The sequence below is a fragment of the Roseateles koreensis genome, from assembly GCF_028595305.1.
Taxonomy (GTDB): Bacteria; Pseudomonadota; Gammaproteobacteria; order Burkholderiales; family Burkholderiaceae_C; genus Paucibacter_A; species Paucibacter_A koreensis.
In genome coordinates, this window is sequence record NZ_JAQQXS010000020.1 from 1 (window position 1) to 19,901 (window position 19,901).

Below are 19,901 nucleotides of genomic sequence, written 5' to 3' on the forward strand. Positions count from 1 at the left end.
GACAGTGAAATGCCTCAGCGCCGATGATAGTGCGGATTCCCGTGTGAAAGTAGGTCATCGTCAGGCTAATATCCAGCAAAACCCCCTTCTCGTCAGAGTTGGGGGTTTTTTGCTTTTGTGGACTATTTTTTGTTTTGAACGGCTGGGGGCGCTCACGTTTTGAGGAATTGTCTGACCTGCCCCCGAGTTCGACATCAAATCCCATTTTTCTGCGATTTGCTATGCCCCCCCTATTTGAATCAAGTACGTAGTCGGACCTGCAAAACCCCGCCAGCCCACATGAACACTGGTGCTTCGGGGTGAATGCCGATAGCCGGAACTCCTAGGACGGTTGCCTGGGGCCGCTCATGGCCCGCTGGGCTTCACTCGCCATACCCGCAATACCGCAGGAGAACGCTTTAGGGTGCGCAATACGTCGGCCAGATGCAGTCGATCGCGCACTGACAAAAGCAGGTTCATTTCGGCAGTTTCCCGGTGCTGTGATTCATCGCTCATTTGAATATGGGTGATGTCAGCTTCGGCACTGCTGACGGCTTGGGCCACTTGAGCCAGCACGCCTTTGCCATTGTTAAGTAGCAGTGATACCGCAGCTTCAAAGGGGCGGGTCAGTTCGTCCGCCCAACTTACGGCGATCCAGTGTTCGCTGTCGCGTTGGAAGAGTTTCCGGCCCACCGCGCATTCGGCGGTATGGACCAGAAGTCCTTCGCCACGTCCTAGGTAGCCTTTGATTTCATCCCCAGGGATGGGTCGGCAGCAGGCCGCTAGGCGGACCGATGCGCCTTCGCTGCCGTCGAGCAAGACCTGTCCCTGAGAGGGCGCATCGTCGTTTACGTAGCGGCCCATCGTCAGCATGACGGCGTCGGGCTTTTGACCTTGATCGGCCAACAGGCGGGCCATTTTTTTGGCGACGATAGTGGCAATTTTCCGGCCAAGACCGATTTCAACCAACAAGTCATCAATGTTGCGGTTGCCCGCCCACCGGGCCAGTTGCTGCCACAGCAGGGCGTCGGCATCGACATCATCGTCCAGGCTCGGCAACGCCAAACCTTCGGCGCGCAAGGCCTGGGAGAGCATTTTTTCGCCCAGATCGCGTGACTCGTCTTGCTCCAGGTTTTTGAGGAAATGGCGAATCTTGGAGCGCGCTCGGCCGGTTCGCACGAAGCTCAGCCACGCAGGATTCGGGCGCGCGCCCGTGGCCGTCACGATTTCGATGACATCGCCGCTGCGAAGCTCTGTTCTGAGCGGGACCGGCTCTCCGTTGATCTGCGCAGCCACACAGTGGTCACCAACATCAGAGTGGATGGCATAGGCGAAGTCCACCGGCGTGGCGCCCCTTGGCAGGGCCATGATCTTGGATTTTGGGGTGAAGACGTAAACAGCGTCCGGAAACAAGTCGATCTTGACGTGCTCCAGAAACTCGTTGGCATCGCGGGTTTCGTCCTGAATGTCGATCAGGGATTGCAGCCATCGTGACCCGAGTTGTTGCGCACTTTGTGGGCCTAGCTTTTCCCCGGTGTTCTTGTAGAGCCAATGGGCGGCAACGCCGGTCTCTGCGACGAGGTGCATGGCTTCGGTGCGGATTTGAAACTCTACCGGTGTCCCCAGGGGGCTTACCAAGGTGGTATGAAGGGACTGATAGCCATTGGGCTTAGGAATGGCGATGTAGTCTTTGAATCGACCGGGCTGTGGCTTGTAGAGTTGGTGCAGCACGCCCAGCGACAAATAGCACTGGGGCAAATCGTGCACCACGATTCGAAACCCGAAGATATCGCTGACCTGGGCAAAGCTCAGGTGTTTGTCGCGCATTTTTTGGTAAATCGAATACACGGTCTTTTCTCGACCCTGCACTTCGACTTTCACCTCGGACTCACTGAAGGCTTTCAGGACATCGCTCTCGATGCGTGAAACTAGGTCGCGTCGGTTGCCTCTGGCTTTAGCAATGGCTTTGGTCAAGGCGCTGTGACGCCAAGGGTGGATGTGGGAGAAGCTGCGCTCTTGTAGTTCGCGGTAGATTTGATTCAAGCCCAGGCGGTGGGCGATCGGGGCGTAGATGTCCAGGGTCTCGCGGGCGATGCGGCGGCGCTTGATGGGGGCCATGGCGTCCATCGTGCGCATATTGTGCAAACGGTCGGCCAGTTTGATGAGGATGACGCGCACGTCGCGCGCCATCGCCAGCAACATCTTGCGGAAGCTCTCTGCCTGCGATTCTTCTTTCGTGGAAAACTGGAGCTTGTCCAGCTTGGTGAGACCATCGACCAGTTCCGCCGTAGGGGCTTCAAAGCGCTCGATCAGCTCGGTTTTGGTGATGCCGCAATCCTCCATGGCATCGTGCATCAGCGCGGCCATGATGGCTTGGGCGTCAAGCCGCCATCCCGCGCAGATGCCTGCCACCGCAATGGGGTGCGTGATGTAGGGTTCGCCGCTGGCTCGGAATTGCCCTAAATGAGCTTCGTCCGCAAATTTGTAGGCATCCCGGACGCGCTTGATGTCCGCCTTGGGCAAGTAGTGCAGGAGATGCAACAGCGCGTCAAATGACGCAGCCTCTGCCGCGGTCGGCTCGGCAGGGGGAGTGACAACGCGCAAGCCTGACAAACCGGAGAGGGCTGCAGGGAAGCGGGAGACAGCAAATGATCGGAAGCCCATGTGTCGAATTTACAGCATCAACGCCGCCAACTTGCACGCTAGGGCTGTTGCACCCATAAAAATGGGCACCCGGAGGTGCCCATTTTGCAATTTGTTCAATTTGCGCTCAGGGCGCGGCAAGCAATGCTCAGACCGGGACCTTGCGCAGCATTTCGATACCGACTTCACCGGCGGCAATTTCACGCAGGGCGGTGACGCCGGGCTTGTTCTTGCTTTCGATCTTGGGCGTGTGGCCTTGGCTCAGCATGCGAGCACGGTATGTGGCGGCCAGAACCAGCTGGAAGCGGTTGGGGATCTTTGTCAGGCAGTCTTCGACAGTGATGCGGGCCATATGTTTTTCCAGTCCAGGTTTCAATCAGGGAAGTTCGAGGGCGCGGAATACCGCAGAGCGGTTTCGTCGCTGAGCCGCGTATTTTAACCGCTGCGCGTGAACAATGGACTTCAAATCGAACACGGCGGTGTCAAACACCGCATTGACCACCACAAAATCGAAGTTTTGGGCTTGTGCCACCTCCAAGCGTGCGTTGCTCATGCGCTGTGCGATCACTGCGGGGTCGGTGTCGCCGCGGCGAGTCAGCCGCTGCTCCAATTCTTCCCAACTGGGGGGCAGGATGAAGATCAGCACTGCATAAGGAAACAATTGCTTGATCTGAAGTGCGCCCTGGAAGTCGATCTCCAGCACGACATCTTCGCCGTGGGCCATGCGTGCTTCAATGGCCGCCCGGGAGGTGCCATACAAGTTGCCATGCACTTCGGCCCATTCGAAAAATTCGTCCCTTGCCGCCATGGTGCGAAATTCGTCCACGGTCGTGAACCAATATTCGCGACCATGTTGTTCTTGGCCCCGTGGTGCACGCGAGGTGTGAGAAATGGACACATTCAGCTTGGAGTCCAATTCCAGCAAGGCCTTGACCAAGCTGGATTTGCCTGCACCACTGGGGGCTGCGACGACGAAGAGATTGCCTGGGTATTCCATCTAAAAATGCGTGTGAGTTCGGGACCGTTGCCGTTGCCGCTGCAGTCCCGCTAACTTTGATGTTTGGGGCCGAGGGCGCAGGATGTTCGTGCATTTTAGGTCTTGACCATATGATCTGTTCCGGTTGGCGGCTACAGGAGGGTGTTTAGCAGCGTTGTCCAGTCGTCTTCCTGGTCGTTGAAGCGTTCTCGGATGACAAGCACCTCGTCCCAAAGCTCCAAAAATACGGCGACACAGGCGGGATCGAAATGCTCGCCTGCGTTGGATTGAATGTGCGCACGGGCAGCCTCCAGCGACCACGCGGGCTTGTAGGGGCGCGCGGAGGTCAGCGCATCGAACACATCAGCCACAGCCACAATGCGGCTGAACAACGGGATGGCCTCACCGCGCAATTGCTGCGGATAGCCGCTGCCATTGAACTTTTCGTGATGACCTAGAGCAATTTCAGCACCCGCTTGCAGGATGGAAGATTTGCTGTCTTTCAGGATTTCGTAGCCGAAGCTGGCGTGCTTCTTCATCAGCTCGAATTCTTCAGGCAGCAGCCGCCCTGGCTTGAGCAGGATGTTGTCGGTGATGCCCACTTTGCCAATGTCATGCAGCGGGGCGGCGTGCAACAACAGATCCTGATCTGCTGCGGAAACGCCCAGTCCCCGTGCGATCAGCTGCGAGTAATGGGCCATTCGCAGAATGTGTGCACCCGTTTCGGGATCGCGATATTCGGCAGCTTTGGACAAACGGATCACCGTTTCTTGTTCACGCTGAAGAATGTCGGCGGTTGCCACACGCACTTCGGCCGCCAACGTCAACGCGTGGTCGCTGAGCTTGCGTTGTGCCGCGCTGAGGGCCAGCAGATTGCGCGTCCGTGCCAGAAACTCTAGGCGGTCGATGGGCTTGGTCAAGAAGTCGCTAGCGCCTGCATCAAGCGCTTGATAGCGCACATCTTTTTGATCATTTGCGGTCACCATCAAAATGAGTTGGTTCTCTTTGCCCGGGATGCTGCGCAGGCGCTGAATGAACTCAATTCCGTTCAGATTGGGCATCATGTAGTCCAGCACGATCAGGTCAGGTGTATGGGCTTGCGCCCACAGCAGCCCTTGAACCGGGTCGGCAAACGTGGTGGAACTGCAATTCGCCAGTTTTTTGACTAAGCCCTCAAACAACACGAGATTGATGGGTGTGTCGTCAACGATGAGAATTTCTTGTTTCATGTTGATGCGGGCCTATGTAGTGTGAGGTGTCAGCTGTGCTTGAAGGGCGACTACCAAGTGATCCACTTGCTCTGCAAGAGCCAAGATCAGGGGCTGTAGGTCAGAGGACGGGGGCGTGGCTCCGGGTGCGGACGTCAACTCATGCACGCTGTCGGGCGCTGGTGCAAAGGGCGTGGCCAGGGTTTCGATCTGCTCCATCAACTCCACGGCCGGCCTGGCGCCAAACATTTTCAAAGTTGACTTGGCAGAATGGCTGACATGGCGGATCGACGCCAGATTGCCGGTTAGAACGCCCTGATTCAAGGCTTGCAACTCACTGGGCCAATGGGTGATGAAGGTCTCACGAATGATGGCCACCATTTCTTGATCGGCCTCGCGCAGCGCTTTTGCGTAGTCAAACTGGCCCCGGCCGATGTGGGGGGCGTTGAGGCCAATCGCAGCAACATCCGCCGTCGATGGCGGTGCCGATGTCGACAGCGGTGTGCGCATTGTTGTTGACAGCAAAACTGTGGCTGCAGGCATGCCCACTGGCGTTGCGGGTGGCGTCCTCGGGTGGTAGCGGGCGAGCATGCGGTGGAACTCAGCGACATTGATCGGCTTGGCGATGAAGTCGTCCATGCCTGCTGCCGCACAGCGATCCCGGTCGGTTTGCATTGCGTTGGCGGTCATCGCCACAATCGGTGTGTGCCTGCCCGTGCCGATTTCCTGGGCACGAAAGCGCCGTGTGGCCTCCAGCCCGTCCATTTCGGGCATCATCATGTCCATTAGCACCAAGTCGAACGCTTGTGCGGTCAAGGCCTCGAGCGCCAAGCGGCCGTTGTCGGCCACACGGACTTGGTGGCCCCATCGCTGCAGAATTTCCGTAGCGAACTTTTGATTGATGGGGTGATCCTCCACCAACAGAATATGCAGCTTGTTGGCCGGCTGACCACTGGAATCGGCGCGAGGTTGGGGCAAGGCTGGCTTGATGGAGTCCTGGCGCGACACACGAGTGCATGCCTGCAAGAGTTCCGCACGCATCACCGGCTTTGACACGGTGGAGACGTTCAGCACAGCTGCATCCCAGCGGGCAATGGGTTTGATGCCCGCGACCGATAGCAGAATCACCTTGGGTGCGGGCTCGCTGCATTTACCGTCACTGCCTTGCCGAGGCGACAAGGCAGTGACGCCGTCTAGCAGATCTTGCACCTCAGGCAGATAGGCGTCCAACAGCACCAGATCGAAAGCTTTTTCTTGCTGGTGCGCCGCTTGCCAGGCGTTTAAGGCTGCTTGCGCACTGGCCTGCTGTGTAACCTGCGCGCCAGCGTCTTGCAGCATGTCCGCCAATATCTGACGGCAGGCGGGGTGATCGTCGACCAAGAGCACCCGCAGGTTGTCCAAGGGCGGCGGGCGTGTGACGGAGCTTTCTGGCGTTGCCGGCGGGCGTTGTTCAATCACAGGTAGCAGGTCGAGTGTGAAGTGGAACTTGCTGCCCTCGCCGAGCCTGCTGTCCACCCAGATCACGCCGCCCATGGCTTCCACCAGGCGGGAGGAGATGGTGAGCCCCAGCCCCGTGCCGCCGTACCGCCGGGTAATGGAGCTGTCCTCCTGCGTGAACGCGTCGAAAATGGTTTGCTGCTTTTCCGGCGGCAGGCCAATGCCGGAATCAAGGATGGTGAAAATCAATTGATGCGGTTGGTTCGGCGCATCGCCTTTACGCAATTTCAATATAACTTCACCGGCTTCGGTGAACTTGATGGCATTGCCGACCAGGTTGAGCAGCACCTGCTTCAATCGACCCGAGTCACCGAAGACGTGACGGGGCACATCAGCGCTTACATCGCAGATCAACTCCAGCGCCTTGTCCTTGGCCTTGGCGGCCAGGCCTTTGAGTGTGTCGGTCAATGTGCGGTCGAGGTCGAATGGAATGTTCTCGATTTCCATGCGGCCGGCCTCGATTTTGGTGAAATCGAGGATGTCGTTGATCACCCGTCGCAACCCTTCAGACGAAGACTTCACGAGCTCCAACTGCTCGCGTTGCTCCGGATTCAGCGTGCTGTCCAAAGCCAACTCCGTCATGCCGATGATGCCGTTGAGCGGCGTGCGGATTTCGTGGCTCATATTGGCGAGAAAATCCGACTTTGCCCGGTTCGCGCTTTCTGCGCCTTCTTTGGCGCGGCGAAGTTCTTCCGACACCTGTTTGGGTTCGGAGATGTCGGCCAAATAGCCGTTCCACAGGATGCCACCGTCATTGGCCTTCTGGGCCTGCCCTTCGCCGTGCACCCAGACCGTTATGCCATTGCGTCGATGCCGCAACCTGAAGTCCAATGACCAAGGTTGCAGCAAAACCGCAGACTGCTGAAATTTCTCCCTGAATTCCGCTGCATCCTCGGGATGCAGCAGCGCCATAAAGGGGGCGGTACTGTCCTTGACCTCGTCTGGGGTAAGGCCGCAGATCCGCTCCAGTGCCCGGCTGCAGAAGGGAATATGGAGTTGACCATGCGTGGTCTGATGGGCCTGAAACACCGCAACAGGGATGCTGGCCGTGATGTCATGCAGCCTGGACGTCGCTTCTTTCACCAAGGTAACGTCTTGCCAGATGCCCGTAAAAACGGTGGCGCCATCTGGGGCGAGTATGGGCTCCGGACGAATCTCTGTGCGGAGCCAGCGTTGACTGCCGTCGGGCATATTAATGCGGTATTCGTCCTGCCAACTGCTGTGCCGTCGCGCCGCAGTTTGTATGGACTGAATGCAGTGGGCGCGGTCCTCGGCACAGATCTGGCGCGTGGCGAGTCTTGCGTCGACCAATAGCTGCGCAGGCTCCAGCGCGCGAACTTCCCGAACGCGATCGCTGACAAAGGTGTACCGCGCACGGCCTGCGGTGGGTTCCACTTCACAGCGGAACACCACACCGGGTACCGCGTTGGTGATGCTCAGCAAGCGTGATTCGGCGGCCTGCACGGCCTCTTCCATGCGCTTGCGCAGCGTGATGTCGGTGCGAATTGCGATGAACTGCTGGGGCTGTCCCGATTCATCCGTCAGCGGCGCGATGGTGGCCTGCACCCAATACAGATGGCCGGATTTGGTGCGATTGCAGATTTCGCCATGCCACACCTTTCCCGACAAAATGGTTTGCCACAGCTGTGTAAAGAAGGCTTCGGGGTGGCTGCCGGAGTTGATCTTCTGGTGCGTCTGGCCAATCAGTTCTTCGCGGCTGTAACCGCTGATTTCACAGAATTTGTCGTTGACGTAATTGATTACTCCATTGGTATCAGTGATGCTGACGATGCCGTGCTGATCGAGGGCGAACTTCTGCGCGGCCAAGCTGGCCAAGGCTTCCTGCAACTTTTTCTGGCTGTTGTCCTTTTGTCGCACCAGATCTGACATCTGGGCCGACAGAGATTCGAGGGTGTCAGCATTCGGCGCCGGCAAGTCGGCATTGATGGATTGCGACAGGCCTTGCGCCGTCTGCCGCAATGAGTCGATAGCGCGAGTCCGGCTCAGCAACTCATGACGCAAGCGCTCATTGCTGCTGGTCAGCTCTGCCGAGCTCAGCGCCAGGCTGCGGGAGCGCAACTCCAGGTCACGATCGTTTTGCGCGTAAGCGCCGTCGACGCGTTGCAGAAAATCATCCAGCCTCTGCAAAAGGCCGGCGGCCTGCACCGATAAACCGGGTTGCGTTGCGAGCGCGCTGATTTCCGTCAATACAGCGGCCAACTGCGACTCATCGCTGCCCAGCGAGCGTTTGATTTGACGAAGCAGTAATTTGTGCATGAAGACTCGCCCGTGGCGGGATGTCAAGCTGGGTGCAGGGTCGGTGGCAAGATCAGGGGGAGGTGGTTCAGATCAGTCGACCAGCGCTTGGCGCACAGGCGCATTGGCCTGGAATTCAGCCAAGTGGGTGATGGTCATCGTCTGGTTGTGCAAGAGGCAATTTCGGGCGGGATCGGGCGCGTCAGCGGACGCCACCGAGGGCAACGCGACCCTGGGGCTGATTTCACCGTTGGAATAGAACCCCGCCACGACCGTGTGTGGCCCGAATACCTCTGCTACTGCTTCGACTTCTTCATCCACCCGGTCACCCATGACCAATTTCCGGCCCACGCAACTGACCAGTAGGGCGAGGGCGTCGCCTGGGCCTTCCCATGGGGCGGGTTGCCCACGCAAGGTATTGAGCGCGGCCGTTTCGGCGCCATCGACCAAGGCGTCGGTACTGGCGTGCATCAGGCGCAGATAGCCCTCCGGATCGATCTCTCCAGCCAGCGTCAAGCTGCCCACCTTGTCGTCTACGCCAAGAATGGTGCGAATGAGGCCCACTTCTGTGTGATCGCTGCCCAGCATGGCGAAGGGAAAGAGCAAGCCCGAGGCCGGCAAATCCTGTGCATAGGCGCCGAGGTAACGCTTGTAGACATCCAGGGCGGGTTCGCCGTCGAGCTCATACAGGATGTTGTGATCGCAGCGGGTGACGCGCCGCGCCGGGCCAAAAGCCGACCAACCGCCAAATGAAGCGTGAGAGAAGCTCAGGGCATCACCGTACAAGCCAATGCAGATCAGTTGATCGTCCCGCAAGCCGGTTTGACCCAACACCCAGGTCTGCTTGAAGGCTGCGGCATCGCCCGCCAGCCCGCCGGTAATGGGTACATGCGCATCGAGGTTTTCTGCCAGGCCTTGAATCAAGGCGCTGCCGTTGACATTCACACCCTGGCCGAACAGCAGCACGGCCCGTAAGCCGGCCCGTGGCAATTGAACGGCGAGCCGGCGGCCGGCGGCCAAGGAGTCCGCCATGCTGATCAGTCGCGTGCCAGCTTGCACCAGGGTGCTATGTTCAAAATGCACGGCGGTGACCACGCAGGTGCCGTCGCTCATACCTTGGTCGGAAATCTCACCCGCCGTGGAGCACCCCGCTACCGTAGCTTGTGAAAAGGTTTCCAAGAGCAGTGGGCTGAGGGTTTGCAGCAGGTCTGCGGCACCAAAAGCTAGCAGCAGTTGAGGGGCAATCGCTTGCAAGGGGGCCAAGGACTCGCCGATCGACGCACCTGGGTGCAAAACTACTTGGGCGATCTTCATGGCAACACACCCTTCATCTTGAAGCTTGGTTGAACAATTGTGCACCAGCTAATCGATGCGTTAGGACCGCATAACTGCCGGAGTTGCGGCCCTTTTAGGGCCTAGTTGGCTCAATTTGCCCGGTTTAACCCAAGGGGCGGTCGGCCTGCTTGCGTTCGGCGCAGCGCCCAGTTGTCAGATGCCGAGTGTGTGAAGCTTTTGCAGGCTTTGCAAGTGCTGGTGGACGGCATTATGGGGATCCAATTTTTGCGTCTGTTTTGCCAGCAAGTAGCGGTGTGTGAAGACGTCGAGGTAGGCGTCCAGGGTTTGTGCGGCCCAGGTTTCTCCGGCCAGCGCCAGGCACAAGGCCGCCACTTCGGCGGTACAAAAATGGTCGTCGCGGCAGTGGCGCCGCAGACGATAACGAGACAACTGCTCGGGCTGCAAACTGAGCACCGGAAACGCGTCCAGATAGGGGCTCTTGCGGAACATCTTGCGCGCCTCGGACCATGTCCCGTCGAGCATGACGAACAAGGGCCGCTTGCCGCTGCCCTCAAGTGGGGCCGCAGACTGTGGGGCTGAAGAATCGCCGGTCAGCACCTCGGTGCAGACCCGCTGCGCGTCGGCAAATTCCCCCGGAAACACCACATAAGGCTGCCACTGCGGGTCTGCCAGCAAGCGCAGCAGTGCCGGGTCCACACCGGTGCGCGCCCAGGCGAATGCTGACGTTTGTTCAATCACATCGGCAATCAACCAACCGGTGTTGCTGGGTTTGAGCGCCTCAAATTCCGCCATGACCAAACAGACGCCTGCCCGGGTGGGCACCCTGGGGCGACAGCCACACATGCAGTAGTCCGGGGGCAGGCGGCAGGCCTCGCAGCGGGGCTTGCGGGGGCCCGCCCGGTCCAGGCCGGGTTTGGTGGGGAGCGCGAGGCGGGAGGCGCGCAGGCGCGATACGGCATGAGGCATGCCGGAGTTTATCGTGGCTACGGCTTTAAACCCGCCCGCGCCGGGCTTCCAGGCCAACGCGAATCTCGCGCATGCGTTCTTCGGTCAAGCTGAATTTCAGGATGGCGATCAGCGCGATCACCAGGCCGATCACCGGAATGCCCGACAGCAGAATGCGGATCATGAAAATCGCATGCTCGGTTTGCACCGGCGCTTTGGAGTCGAAGCCGGTGAGCTGCAAAATCCAGCCCGACGCGCCCACGCCCAAGGCGATGCCCACTTTGGAGATCCACGACTGGCAAGCCGCAAATGAGCCTTCCCGGCGTTGGCCGGTTTCGAGTTCATCGTAGTCAATCACGTCCGCCACGGTCGAGCCGTACAAGGTCCAAAAGCCCGCGCCGGTGAAGGCCACAAAGCCGCACGCCAACAACTGCAGCGCCGGGTGCGCCGGGTCGTACAGCCACCAGTCACCGATGAAGGCGCAAATCGCCAGTGCGAACACGGTGGCCAGTGCATTGCGCTTGCTGTAGCGGCGGGCCAGCCAGGTGAAGAATGGAATGCCCGCAAAACCAAAGGCCATGCCGGCAATGCCCATCGCCGTATTCCACTTGGTGGCCAAGCCGATATCGCCATGGCACACGTAGTAGACGGTTGCGTAATAGCCCAGCGCCGCCACCATGGCGGTGCCGATGCCGTAGGCCATCATCATGGCGAGCACTTGGCGGAAAGGTTCGCAGCGCAGGGTGCGCCACAGCGTGTCGGAGAAGGGGATCTTTTCCTGCTTCTGGCTGACCAGGGTGTCGTAGTAGCGCTCGCGCACCAAGTAGAAAATGGCAACGGCTGCCACCACCATGATGGCGCCGAGAATGGCGCAATAGGTTTGCGCCCCGCGCAAGATATCGGGCTTGCCATTGGCGTCGTTGAAGATGGCCAGGGTAGTGAACTGCGCAGCGAAGAACATCGCCAACTCAGGAATCTTCTGGATCGCGTTGCGGGTGGACATCACGCTGGTGCGCTCGTGATAATCGGGCGTCATCTCCGAGCCCAGGCTGGACCAGGGCAGATTGAAGCAGCTCATGATGGGCACATAGATGGCCGTGGAGACGATCATGAAGATGAAGTACTCCATGTCGCTCCAACCGCGTCCGACGGCAAACATCAGCGGCAAACCGATGCCCGCCAGTACGCCGCCCACCAAAATGAAAGGCCGCCGGCGCCCGTGCCGCGTGCGTGTGTTGTCCGACACCCAGCCAAAAAACGCATCTGAAGCCGCGTCGATCAAGATCTTGATCGACTGCGCCGTGGAAATCAGCCCTGGCGCCATGCCCAGAAACACGTTGTAGACGTGAAAGGCGAGGGTGGGGTACAGCCAATGCCCCCACATGTCGATGAAGGCGCCCAGCCCGTAGCCCAGCTTTTGGGGCAGCGGCACGCGGTCTGAAACGGGTGATGCGCACATGGGTGGGGCCTTGGGGGCATCCAAGGTTTCATCCAGGCTGACACTGGCAGGCAGCGTGGCGACAAGGTCAAGCGAAGGTGAGTTCATAGCACAGTGCGCAGACGCATCACGTCCGCGTAGTAGTAGGCGGAAAGCTTGGGCGTGCGCACCTGCGTCTGAAAGTCGCAATGCACGATGCCGAAGCGACGTTGGTAGCCATCCTCCCACTCGAAATTGTCGATGAAGGACCAGAGGAAATAACCGTCTATGGGGACGCCATCGGCGATCGCGCGGTGCACCTCGCGCAAGTGGTTGCGCAGGTAGTCGCGGCGGTGCAGGTCGACCACCTCGCCATTGACCACAGGCTCTTCGTTGTAGCCGCAACCGTTCTCGGTGATGTAGATGGACGGATAGCCGTACAGCTCATGGCACATGCGGGGCGCCCAGTAGATGGCCTGCGGCACCAGGTTCAACCAGCTGCTGTCGGCGCGTGGGTAGTTGGCGGGCAGCTGCACTGCCTCGTAGGCCTCGCCCTGGCGGCCGGCGCGTACATAGGTGGCGGTGTATATGTTGAGGCCCAGAAAATCGGTGGGCAGGCTGATCAGCTCGAAATCACCCGCTTCGACCAGAGGGGCGTCAGCGCCCACTCGGTCCAGGTAGGCCTGCGCATAACCCTTACCATGGATGGCGCCCAGAATGTGCAGATTCTTGTCGGCGAACCAGGCCTTGGCCGCGGCGATGTCCGCCGGGGTTTCGGTCACCGGCACGCTGACGTCGACGTTGTCGGTCAAGCCGACGCGGGCACCTTCGCCGCCAAACATGCGCACCGCGCGCACCCCGTGACCATGCGCCAACAAAGCATGGTGGTAGGTTTGGTTCACCACCGCAGCGCTTTCCTTGCGGCCGGGGGCTTTGAGCCCGTAGGCATAGGCCAGCAGGGTGAAGCAGCGAATCTCGTTGAGCGTGATCCAGTCCTTCACCTCGCCGCTGAAGGCCTTCACCACCGTGTCAGCGTAGCGGGCAAAGGCGTCCACCGTGCTGCGGGCGGTCCAGCCGCCCTGGTCTTCCAGCGCTTGCGGCAAATCCCAGTGGAACAGTGTGACCCAGGGCTTGATCCCATGCTTAGACATGCTGGCGAACAGGCGATGGTAGAAGTCCAGGCCGGCCGGGTTCACATCTCCGTCGCCGCTGGGATAAATGCGCGGCCAGGCGATGGAGAGGCGGTAGTGTTTGACGCCCAAGGAGGCCATCAACCCAAAGTCTTCGTCGAAGCGGTGGTAGTGGTCGCAGGCCACGTCAAGGGTGTCGCCGCCGTGAATGGCGCCCGGGCTGCGGGCAAAGCGATCCCAAATGGATTCACCCTTGCCATCGGCGAAGGCGCCGCCTTCAATTTGTGCAGAAGCCGCAGCAACGCCAAAGACAAAGTCGGACGGAAAGGGAGACGAGTAGGTGATTGATTTCATGGGTCAGGTGCGGGAGAAGCAGTGGGCCTGTGCGGCGTGCTTGTGGCGATGTGCGGTTCTTGTTGACGATCAGGGCTTGCTCAGCAGCTTGAGCAAAGTGGGATTCATGGCGCTGGCCCAAAGGTCATAGCCTTTTTCGCTGAGGTGCAGCAGGTCGGGCATCACGTCTTTGGTGACCGTGCCGTCCGGGTGCATCAGCACATCATTGATGTTCAGGAAATGAACCTTGTCGCTGTAGCCCAGACCGGCGATCAGCGCGTTCACGCGGGCATTCAGTCGGCGTGTGGGGTCCTCAGGCTTTTCGCCGCGCGGGAAAACGGCCAGCAGCAGAATTTGGGTGTCTGGCAATCGCGCCCGAATTTCTTCGACGATGCGCTGCACGCCTGCTGCGGTGGTGCGGGGGTCTTCATAGCGGTCGCCAGTGTTGTTGGTGCCGATCATCAGCACCGCCACCCGGGGATGAATGCCGCCCAGCTCGCCGTGCTGCAGGCGCCACAACACGTTCTCGGTGTGGTCGCCGCCGAAGCCCAAATTCAAGGCGTGGTACTGCTCATAATGCTGCGCCCAGACGGCGCGGCCTTCATTCTCCCAACCTTGCGTGATGGAGTCGCCGATGAAAATCACCTCGGTGTGCTGGCTCGCTTGGCTCAGCTGCTGGATCTCTGCCAGTTTTTTCCGGTGGCGCGGCAACCACCAGTTGATGGCCCATGATTGATTGAGCATGCTGGGCGTGACCGACTCGGTGCGGTAGTCTGGGCAGGTGGCATTGGGCTGGCCTTGTTTCACGAAGCGCACATTCGCGACGGAGACTTTTCCTGTGCCGCTGCCGTCCAGGCTGAAGGGTTGTTTGACTGCGCTGAAGTCATCCCCTTCGCGAAAGAAGCACGACATCGCAAACGCCATGGCGTGCCAGCCGGTACCGGCCAAGGCGCGGGCGGGCACGAGGTAGGGCAGCTTGCGCTCGCAGTCCGTACCGCAGTTGATCTTGAAGGCCAGGCCGCCTTGCGCCATGTCGTCCACCCGCAAGTCAAAGTTCAACGTGCCTTGGGCCAAAAAAGGGCGCAGGTCCACGGCGTTGGTGCTTTCAAGCCGCAGGGCGGCGTACCAGGCGTCCTTCCATTGCAGAGTCAAGGCGTCGCCGGGGCTGTCTTTGTCGCTGCGGCTGGCGCTGACTTGGCTCTCCGGCACGCGGGCTTGTGCAGGCTTGGGCACGGTGGCGCTGTTGCCTGTCAAAACTTGCTGCGCCTCGAAATCAGCGACGACGATGGAGCTGCCAGGGTTGGCTTGTCGCGAGAGGAGGATCAGCGTGTCCGTAGAGTTAGGTGCCTGGGTGCCGAGCGGCGGCGGCTGGTGGGCCGTGGCGCAGGCCGACAACGCTGCAATGAGCGCCGGCATACCCAGTGTGGCGAGCGCGCGTATTGCCTTGCCAGGGGCGTGCTTCTTCAGGAAGGGAGAGGTCATGGTTGAGGCAGTCCTTGAGTCAAAGCTCGTTGCCAAGTTCACGGGTTTCACCCGGCTTGAGATGGAGGTCCAAAGTTTTGTTGTCGCCGTCGGCGCTATAGCGAACACGAACTTGATCGCTGCCGCTAGCCGCCAACGCACGAATGCGGGCGGCCTTGAGCCGGCCGTCGGCCCAGCGGAGGTCGACTTCAAAGCCTCCGCGTGCGCGCAGGCCTTTGACGCTGCCGGATTTCCAGGCGTTGGGCAGCGCCGGCAGCAGATGAATTTCGCCGTTATGGGACTGCAGCAGCATCTCTGCCATTGCGGCGGTGGCCCCAAAATTGCCGTCGATCTGGAAGGGCGGATGCGCGTCGAACAAATTCGGATAGGTGCCGCCGGCGTTGTTTACCTCGCTGCCGGTGCTGCTTTGCTGCGCAGCGCGTGCACCCGGCTTGGCGAGCAAGCCGCCCAGCATGCGATAGGCATGGTCGCCGTCGCCCAGCCGCGCCCAGTAGGCGGCCTTCCAGGCCATGGACCAGCCGGTGCCGGCGTCGCCGCGGGACTCCAGCGTTTTTCGGGCGGCTCGTGCCAACTCGGGCGTGCGCGTGGGTGAAATTTGGCGGCCCGGAAAGAGCGCGAACAGGTGCGATACGTGGCGATGCGTGTCGCCCGGTTGGTCCAGCACGGGGTCTTGCTTTTCGTCCAGCCACTCCAGCAACTGACCCCAACTGCCGACGCGAGGTGCGGCGAGGCGGTCGCGCAGGGCGGCGATTTCATCGCGAAAGGCGTGGTCGATGCCCAGCGTGTCAGCAGCGGCTACGGTGTTGTTGAACAAGTCCCAAACAATTTCCTGGTCGTAAGTCACGCCATCTTCGATCGGGCCGTGCTCCGGCGACCACCCTTGTGGCGCAACGAGGCGGCCGTCCGGCAGGGCCTTGAGATGGTCCTGCCAGAACTGGCTGACCTCTTTCATCAGCGGATACGCCGAATCGCGCAGGAAGGCCCGGTCCTGGGTGAAGGCAAAGTGCTCCCAGAAATGCAAGGCATACCAAGCGTTGCCGGTCTTGTTCCACACATAGCCCAGCGCGCCAAAGGGGTTGGACTCGGTGCGCACGGTCCAGCCGCGCAGGGGCTTGCCCGCGCTGCTGACAAAGGTTTCTTCAGGCGGTGGCACCATGGCGCCCAATTGATCGCCAAAGGGCATCAAACCCGGGCGGGGCGGGGTGCCTGGGTGGGCCAGTGCATCGGCGGCCGTTTGGGCCAACTGCTGGCGATAGATGGGCGCCAGGTGCTCGACGAAGTTGAAAAACGGTCGAGCCATCTCGCTCAGATTGGCGGGCTCGGCCGGCCAATAGTTCATCTGCAGATTGATGTTGGTGTGATAGTCGGCATTCCAGGGTGGGGTCAAGCTGTTGTTCCAGAGCCCTTGCAGATTGGCGGGCAGGCTGTCGCGAGAACTGGCGATGAGGAGGTAGCGGCCCATTTGAAAGTACAGCGCCTCCAACTCGGGGTCTTGGCCGTCGCGGGTGTAGGCCTCAATGCGGGCATCAGTGGGCAAGGTGCGGCGCTCGGGCGGGCTTTGCCCGAGGTCCAGTGCCACGCGCCCAAACAGGCGGCGATGGTCGCTTTCATGCGCCGTCCGCAGGCGGCCCCATGAGCGAGCGGCCGCCGCATCGACCTGCGCGCTCACGCGGGCCCGTGGGGTTTGCGCTTGCACCGGCGCTGGGGATTCCTGCAATCGCCGGGCAGCATCGGCCGCGTAGCTGGTGCCCGCACCCAGAATCAGGGTCAAGGCATCGCAGCCCTTGAAGGTGAGTTGGTGGCCTTTGATCGCCACCGTGCCTCCTTCATGTTGGAGTTGGAGTTGGCTGGCATAACGCATACCTTGCGCTGACCCCTCGGCCACCGCCAAGGCGCCATCGGCGTAAAGGCGTTGGCCTGCTGCGAAGAGCGCCGCGCCGTGCATGTCCGTCAGTGAAATCGAGCCCGTGTACTGTCCTTTTTTTTCCGCCGTCAGCCGCATCACGATGACTTGCGCGGGGTGGCTGGCAAAGGCTTCGCGGTGAAAGTTCACCCCGCCCAGCGTGTAGTCCAGGCTGTGAATTCCGCCGTCGAGATGCAGGGCGCGCCGGTAATTTGATACCGTTTTTTGATGCCCCGCCAGCTCAATGAACACATCACCAAAGGGCTGATAAGCGCCCATCACCTGGGCGTTGCCGGTCCACAGGGTGATGTCGTTGAACTGAATGTGCTCGCGGGCGACCTGGCCAAAAATCATCGCGCCGAGGCGGCCATTGCCGATGGGCAGCGCCTCGCGCTCCCAGCCGTGTGCGGTGTCCTGGGCGGCTTGCTCATAACGGAGGATCAGTGGGGCCATGTCTTGCGCAGCTCCGGCCGTAGCGGGCAAGCCAGCGGCCAGCAAGGTGCCGGCCCAGGCCAGCAGCCTCCACGCGCTTGGGCGCCACCTCACGAGATGCCCGCCTTAGGGCGGCCCATGATGATGCCGCGGCCATGGGGCGCCAGATAGACGGTGCCATGTTCCAGCGGGTCGGCGGTCATGGAGAGCAAGAAGCCATAACGGTGGCGATCGTCGTTGATGCGCAAGAAATTGCGGCCTTCATCATCCGTGCGGAACAGGCCTTCGCTTGTGGCGCCCGCCGTGCGGACCTTGCCCCACACATACAAGCTGTGCAGCCCCGCCCCGCTGCCGGGGGCCGGGCCTTTGCCCACTGCGATCAACCAGGGCTCGGCCACAGATTTGATGGCTTTGGCGGCTTTGTCCAGGCCCGGGAAATGCAGCAGCACGTCAGGCAGGGCCAACCAGAGGTCGCGCAGGGTGCCCGGCGCGCAGATCAGCTGCGCGCTTTGGTAGCTGGCCACGCTGGGCAGGCCGGTGATGCAGGGTTTGAAGGCCTTGCCGCCGTCCACGCTTTGCAGGATCTGACCATTCGCACGGTCATGGACGTAGAACACGCCGTCCAACGTTCGGTCGGCCACGGGGTCCAGGCTCACCTCGCGGGCGTCGGGCCAGCCTTCACAGCGGTGCCAGGTCTTGCCTTGGTCGTGCGAGTACAGCGCGGCTTGCTTTTCAGGTACCCACACAAAGGCCGAGCCCTTGGCCGATACGGCGATGCGGCCGGTGGGCATGTGCTGCCCCTGCGGCGACTTGGCCACGCGCGGTGAGGGCCCGAAGGGGCGCCAGCTGGCGCCGCCATCGGCCGACGCATAACCGCCCGTGGCGGCGAAGTCGGAGGTGCGGGCGAGGAGGGCGGGGTTCAGCTCCGCAAAGTCCACCGAGCGGTTGGTCTCCGAGCTGGGGGCGAACAAGCCCGCGCCGGGCGTCTTTCTCACATCGTCCCAAGCGGCGCCGGAGACATCGCCCATCGCGCCGAGCAGGGCGGCCCCGCCGGAGGGGCTTTTGATCTCCAGGGTGGCGGTTTCTTCCAGATTGGCGACCGTGAAGTCCCAGTGGACGGGGTCGTTGCTCTGCGCCGCACCCAGCGCGTCGCTCATCCACAGCCCGAAGCCGGTGCCGTAAAGCGCCCGCTCGCTGTTGAAGGGGTCCATCTTCACGTCTGAAATCCAGTGCCCCATCCTGTCTTCACCGCGCATGAAGTTCATGAGCCAGGGATAGGCGCTGGCGTCGTGGCGCGAGCGGGGGCCAAGTGCCGCCCAGTGATCGCCGTGGTCGTCGGTGATGAAGAGCTCGTCACCCTCAGTCCAGCGTTCAATGGTGGAGACGATGATGCGCCCGGGTTTTTTCGGGTCTGCGTCGAGCCCGGAGTAGCCGAAACCGAACTTGCCGGCGCCGGGCTTCACCGGCGTGATGTCGTGCCAGTGGCCTTGGGGGTCGCGCCGCCAAACCCCGCCGGTTTGGGCATTACCCGGGTTGCCCGCAAAGGGCTCATCACCGTGCGCGAAGCACACGAGCAGGGCACCGTCTGCCGTGAAGACAGCGCGCTGCGGCACCTGCGCAGGCGTGCCGGGCTCCCGCGTGAAACTGCGGCCGCCGTCGTGCGAGGCGTAGAGACCCGGTTGGTCGTGACTGCCCACATAGACTGACTGAGAGGCCTCGCCCGGCGTGCCGCTGCGGGGATCGAACACCACCAGCGACACATGGCGCGGCGCGAAGCTCAGGCGACTGAAGCTCTTGCCGCGATCGGCGCTTTTCAGCAAACCGTCGCGTGAGCTGCCCAGCAGCAGAATCTCACCCAGATTGGGATCCACCTGCAGGCGCTCGCCGGTGCCACGCCCGGGCTCATTGCCTCCCAGCTTGATGCCCAACTCCGTCACCTGCCAGCTGGCACCGCGGTCGTTGGAGGCCAGCAACGCGCCGGCGCGTGCCCAGTCGCCCAAGTACAGGCCGCAGGCCAGGTACACCCTTCCTGTGTCATTCGGGTCCAGCGCCAGGCTCAGTACGCCCATGAGGTCGCTGTCGGCACGGGGCAGGTGGTCGAGCAAGGGCTGCCACGACTTCGCGGCGGGGTCGAAGCGGTAGGCGCCGCCAATGTCCGTGCGGGCATAGAGCAGTCCGCGCTCTTTCGGATGAAAGACAAAGCCGTTGATGAAGCCGCCGCCGCCAAATGGCACGCTTTTCCAGTCGTAGGCGTTCGCCGCTGCGCTGGCAAGGGGGGCGTCTTGCGTTCGCGCGGCGCTGCCCCATGCGGCAGCGCGAGGGCCGAGGACGGCACACAAGCCCGCCCCTTGGATGAATGCGCGTCGAGAGCTCACGGCTTGAGTCCTTGTGGTGCGGCCATGGG

The 19,901-nt window shown here is 61.2% G+C and carries 13 protein-coding genes; all 13 read right to left on the reverse strand.

Features of this window, described 5'->3' with window-relative positions; translation table 11 throughout:
- The coding region (locus PRZ01_RS17815; protein ID WP_273598193.1) for a hypothetical protein at window positions 1–205 on the reverse strand (205 nt) is incomplete at its 3' end.
- Between the two features lie 140 nt (window positions 206–345).
- Window positions 346–2,643 (reverse strand): RelA/SpoT family protein, encoded by a 2,298-nt coding sequence (locus PRZ01_RS17820; protein WP_273598194.1) that lies wholly within the window; start codon window positions 2,641–2,643, stop codon window positions 346–348.
- Between the two features lie 127 nt (window positions 2,644–2,770).
- Window positions 2,771–2,974: a DNA-directed RNA polymerase subunit omega gene (rpoZ, locus tag PRZ01_RS17825; RefSeq protein ID WP_124452325.1), complete on the reverse strand. Its 204-nt coding sequence runs from the start codon at window positions 2,972–2,974 to the stop codon at window positions 2,771–2,773.
- Between the two features lie 24 nt (window positions 2,975–2,998).
- The gene (gmk, locus tag PRZ01_RS17830) at window positions 2,999–3,619 is read right to left on the reverse strand and encodes a guanylate kinase (RefSeq protein WP_273598195.1); all 621 of its coding nucleotides are present in this window, start codon (window positions 3,617–3,619) and stop codon (window positions 2,999–3,001) included.
- A 131-nt stretch (window positions 3,620–3,750) separates the two neighbouring features.
- Window positions 3,751–4,827: an HD domain-containing phosphohydrolase gene (locus PRZ01_RS17835; RefSeq protein WP_273598196.1), complete on the reverse strand. Its 1,077-nt coding sequence runs from the start codon at window positions 4,825–4,827 to the stop codon at window positions 3,751–3,753.
- A 12-nt stretch (window positions 4,828–4,839) separates the two neighbouring features.
- A complete protein-coding gene (locus PRZ01_RS17840; RefSeq protein ID WP_273598197.1) occupies window positions 4,840–8,580 on the reverse strand; it encodes a PAS domain-containing protein in 3,741 nt (1,246 codons plus the stop codon).
- Window positions 8,581–8,652: 72 nt separating this feature from the next.
- Window positions 8,653–9,873, reverse strand: a complete 1,221-nt coding sequence (locus tag PRZ01_RS17845) for an FIST signal transduction protein (RefSeq protein WP_273598198.1) — start codon at window positions 9,871–9,873, stop codon at window positions 8,653–8,655.
- A gap of 174 nt (window positions 9,874–10,047) precedes the next feature.
- Complete coding sequence (locus tag PRZ01_RS17850) at window positions 10,048–10,821, reverse strand: tRNA-uridine aminocarboxypropyltransferase (protein ID WP_273598199.1); 774 nt, start codon at window positions 10,819–10,821, stop codon at window positions 10,048–10,050.
- 25 nt (window positions 10,822–10,846) lie between these two features.
- Window positions 10,847–12,346, reverse strand: a complete 1,500-nt coding sequence (locus tag PRZ01_RS17855; protein WP_273598200.1) for an MFS transporter — start codon at window positions 12,344–12,346, stop codon at window positions 10,847–10,849.
- The gene (locus PRZ01_RS17860; RefSeq protein ID WP_273598201.1) at window positions 12,343–13,701 is read right to left on the reverse strand and encodes a GH1 family beta-glucosidase; all 1,359 of its coding nucleotides are present in this window, start codon (window positions 13,699–13,701) and stop codon (window positions 12,343–12,345) included. Before PRZ01_RS17860 ends, PRZ01_RS17855 begins: the two co-directional genes overlap by 4 nt.
- A 69-nt stretch (window positions 13,702–13,770) precedes the next feature.
- Window positions 13,771–15,162 carry a GDSL-type esterase/lipase family protein gene (locus tag PRZ01_RS17865; protein ID WP_273598202.1) on the reverse strand — a complete coding sequence of 464 codons (1,392 nt, stop codon included), beginning with the start codon at window positions 15,160–15,162 and terminating at the stop codon, window positions 13,771–13,773.
- Window positions 15,163–15,181: 19 nt separating this feature from the next.
- Complete coding sequence (locus tag PRZ01_RS17870) at window positions 15,182–17,611, reverse strand: glycoside hydrolase family 95 protein (protein WP_273598203.1); 2,430 nt, start codon at window positions 17,609–17,611, stop codon at window positions 15,182–15,184.
- On the reverse strand, window positions 17,608–19,872 hold the full coding sequence (locus PRZ01_RS19280) for a WD40/YVTN/BNR-like repeat-containing protein (RefSeq protein ID WP_273598204.1): 2,265 nt from the start codon (window positions 19,870–19,872) through the stop codon (window positions 17,608–17,610). The genes PRZ01_RS17870 and PRZ01_RS19280 overlap by 4 nt, the downstream gene beginning before the upstream one ends.
- Window positions 19,873–19,901 lie beyond the last annotated feature (29 nt).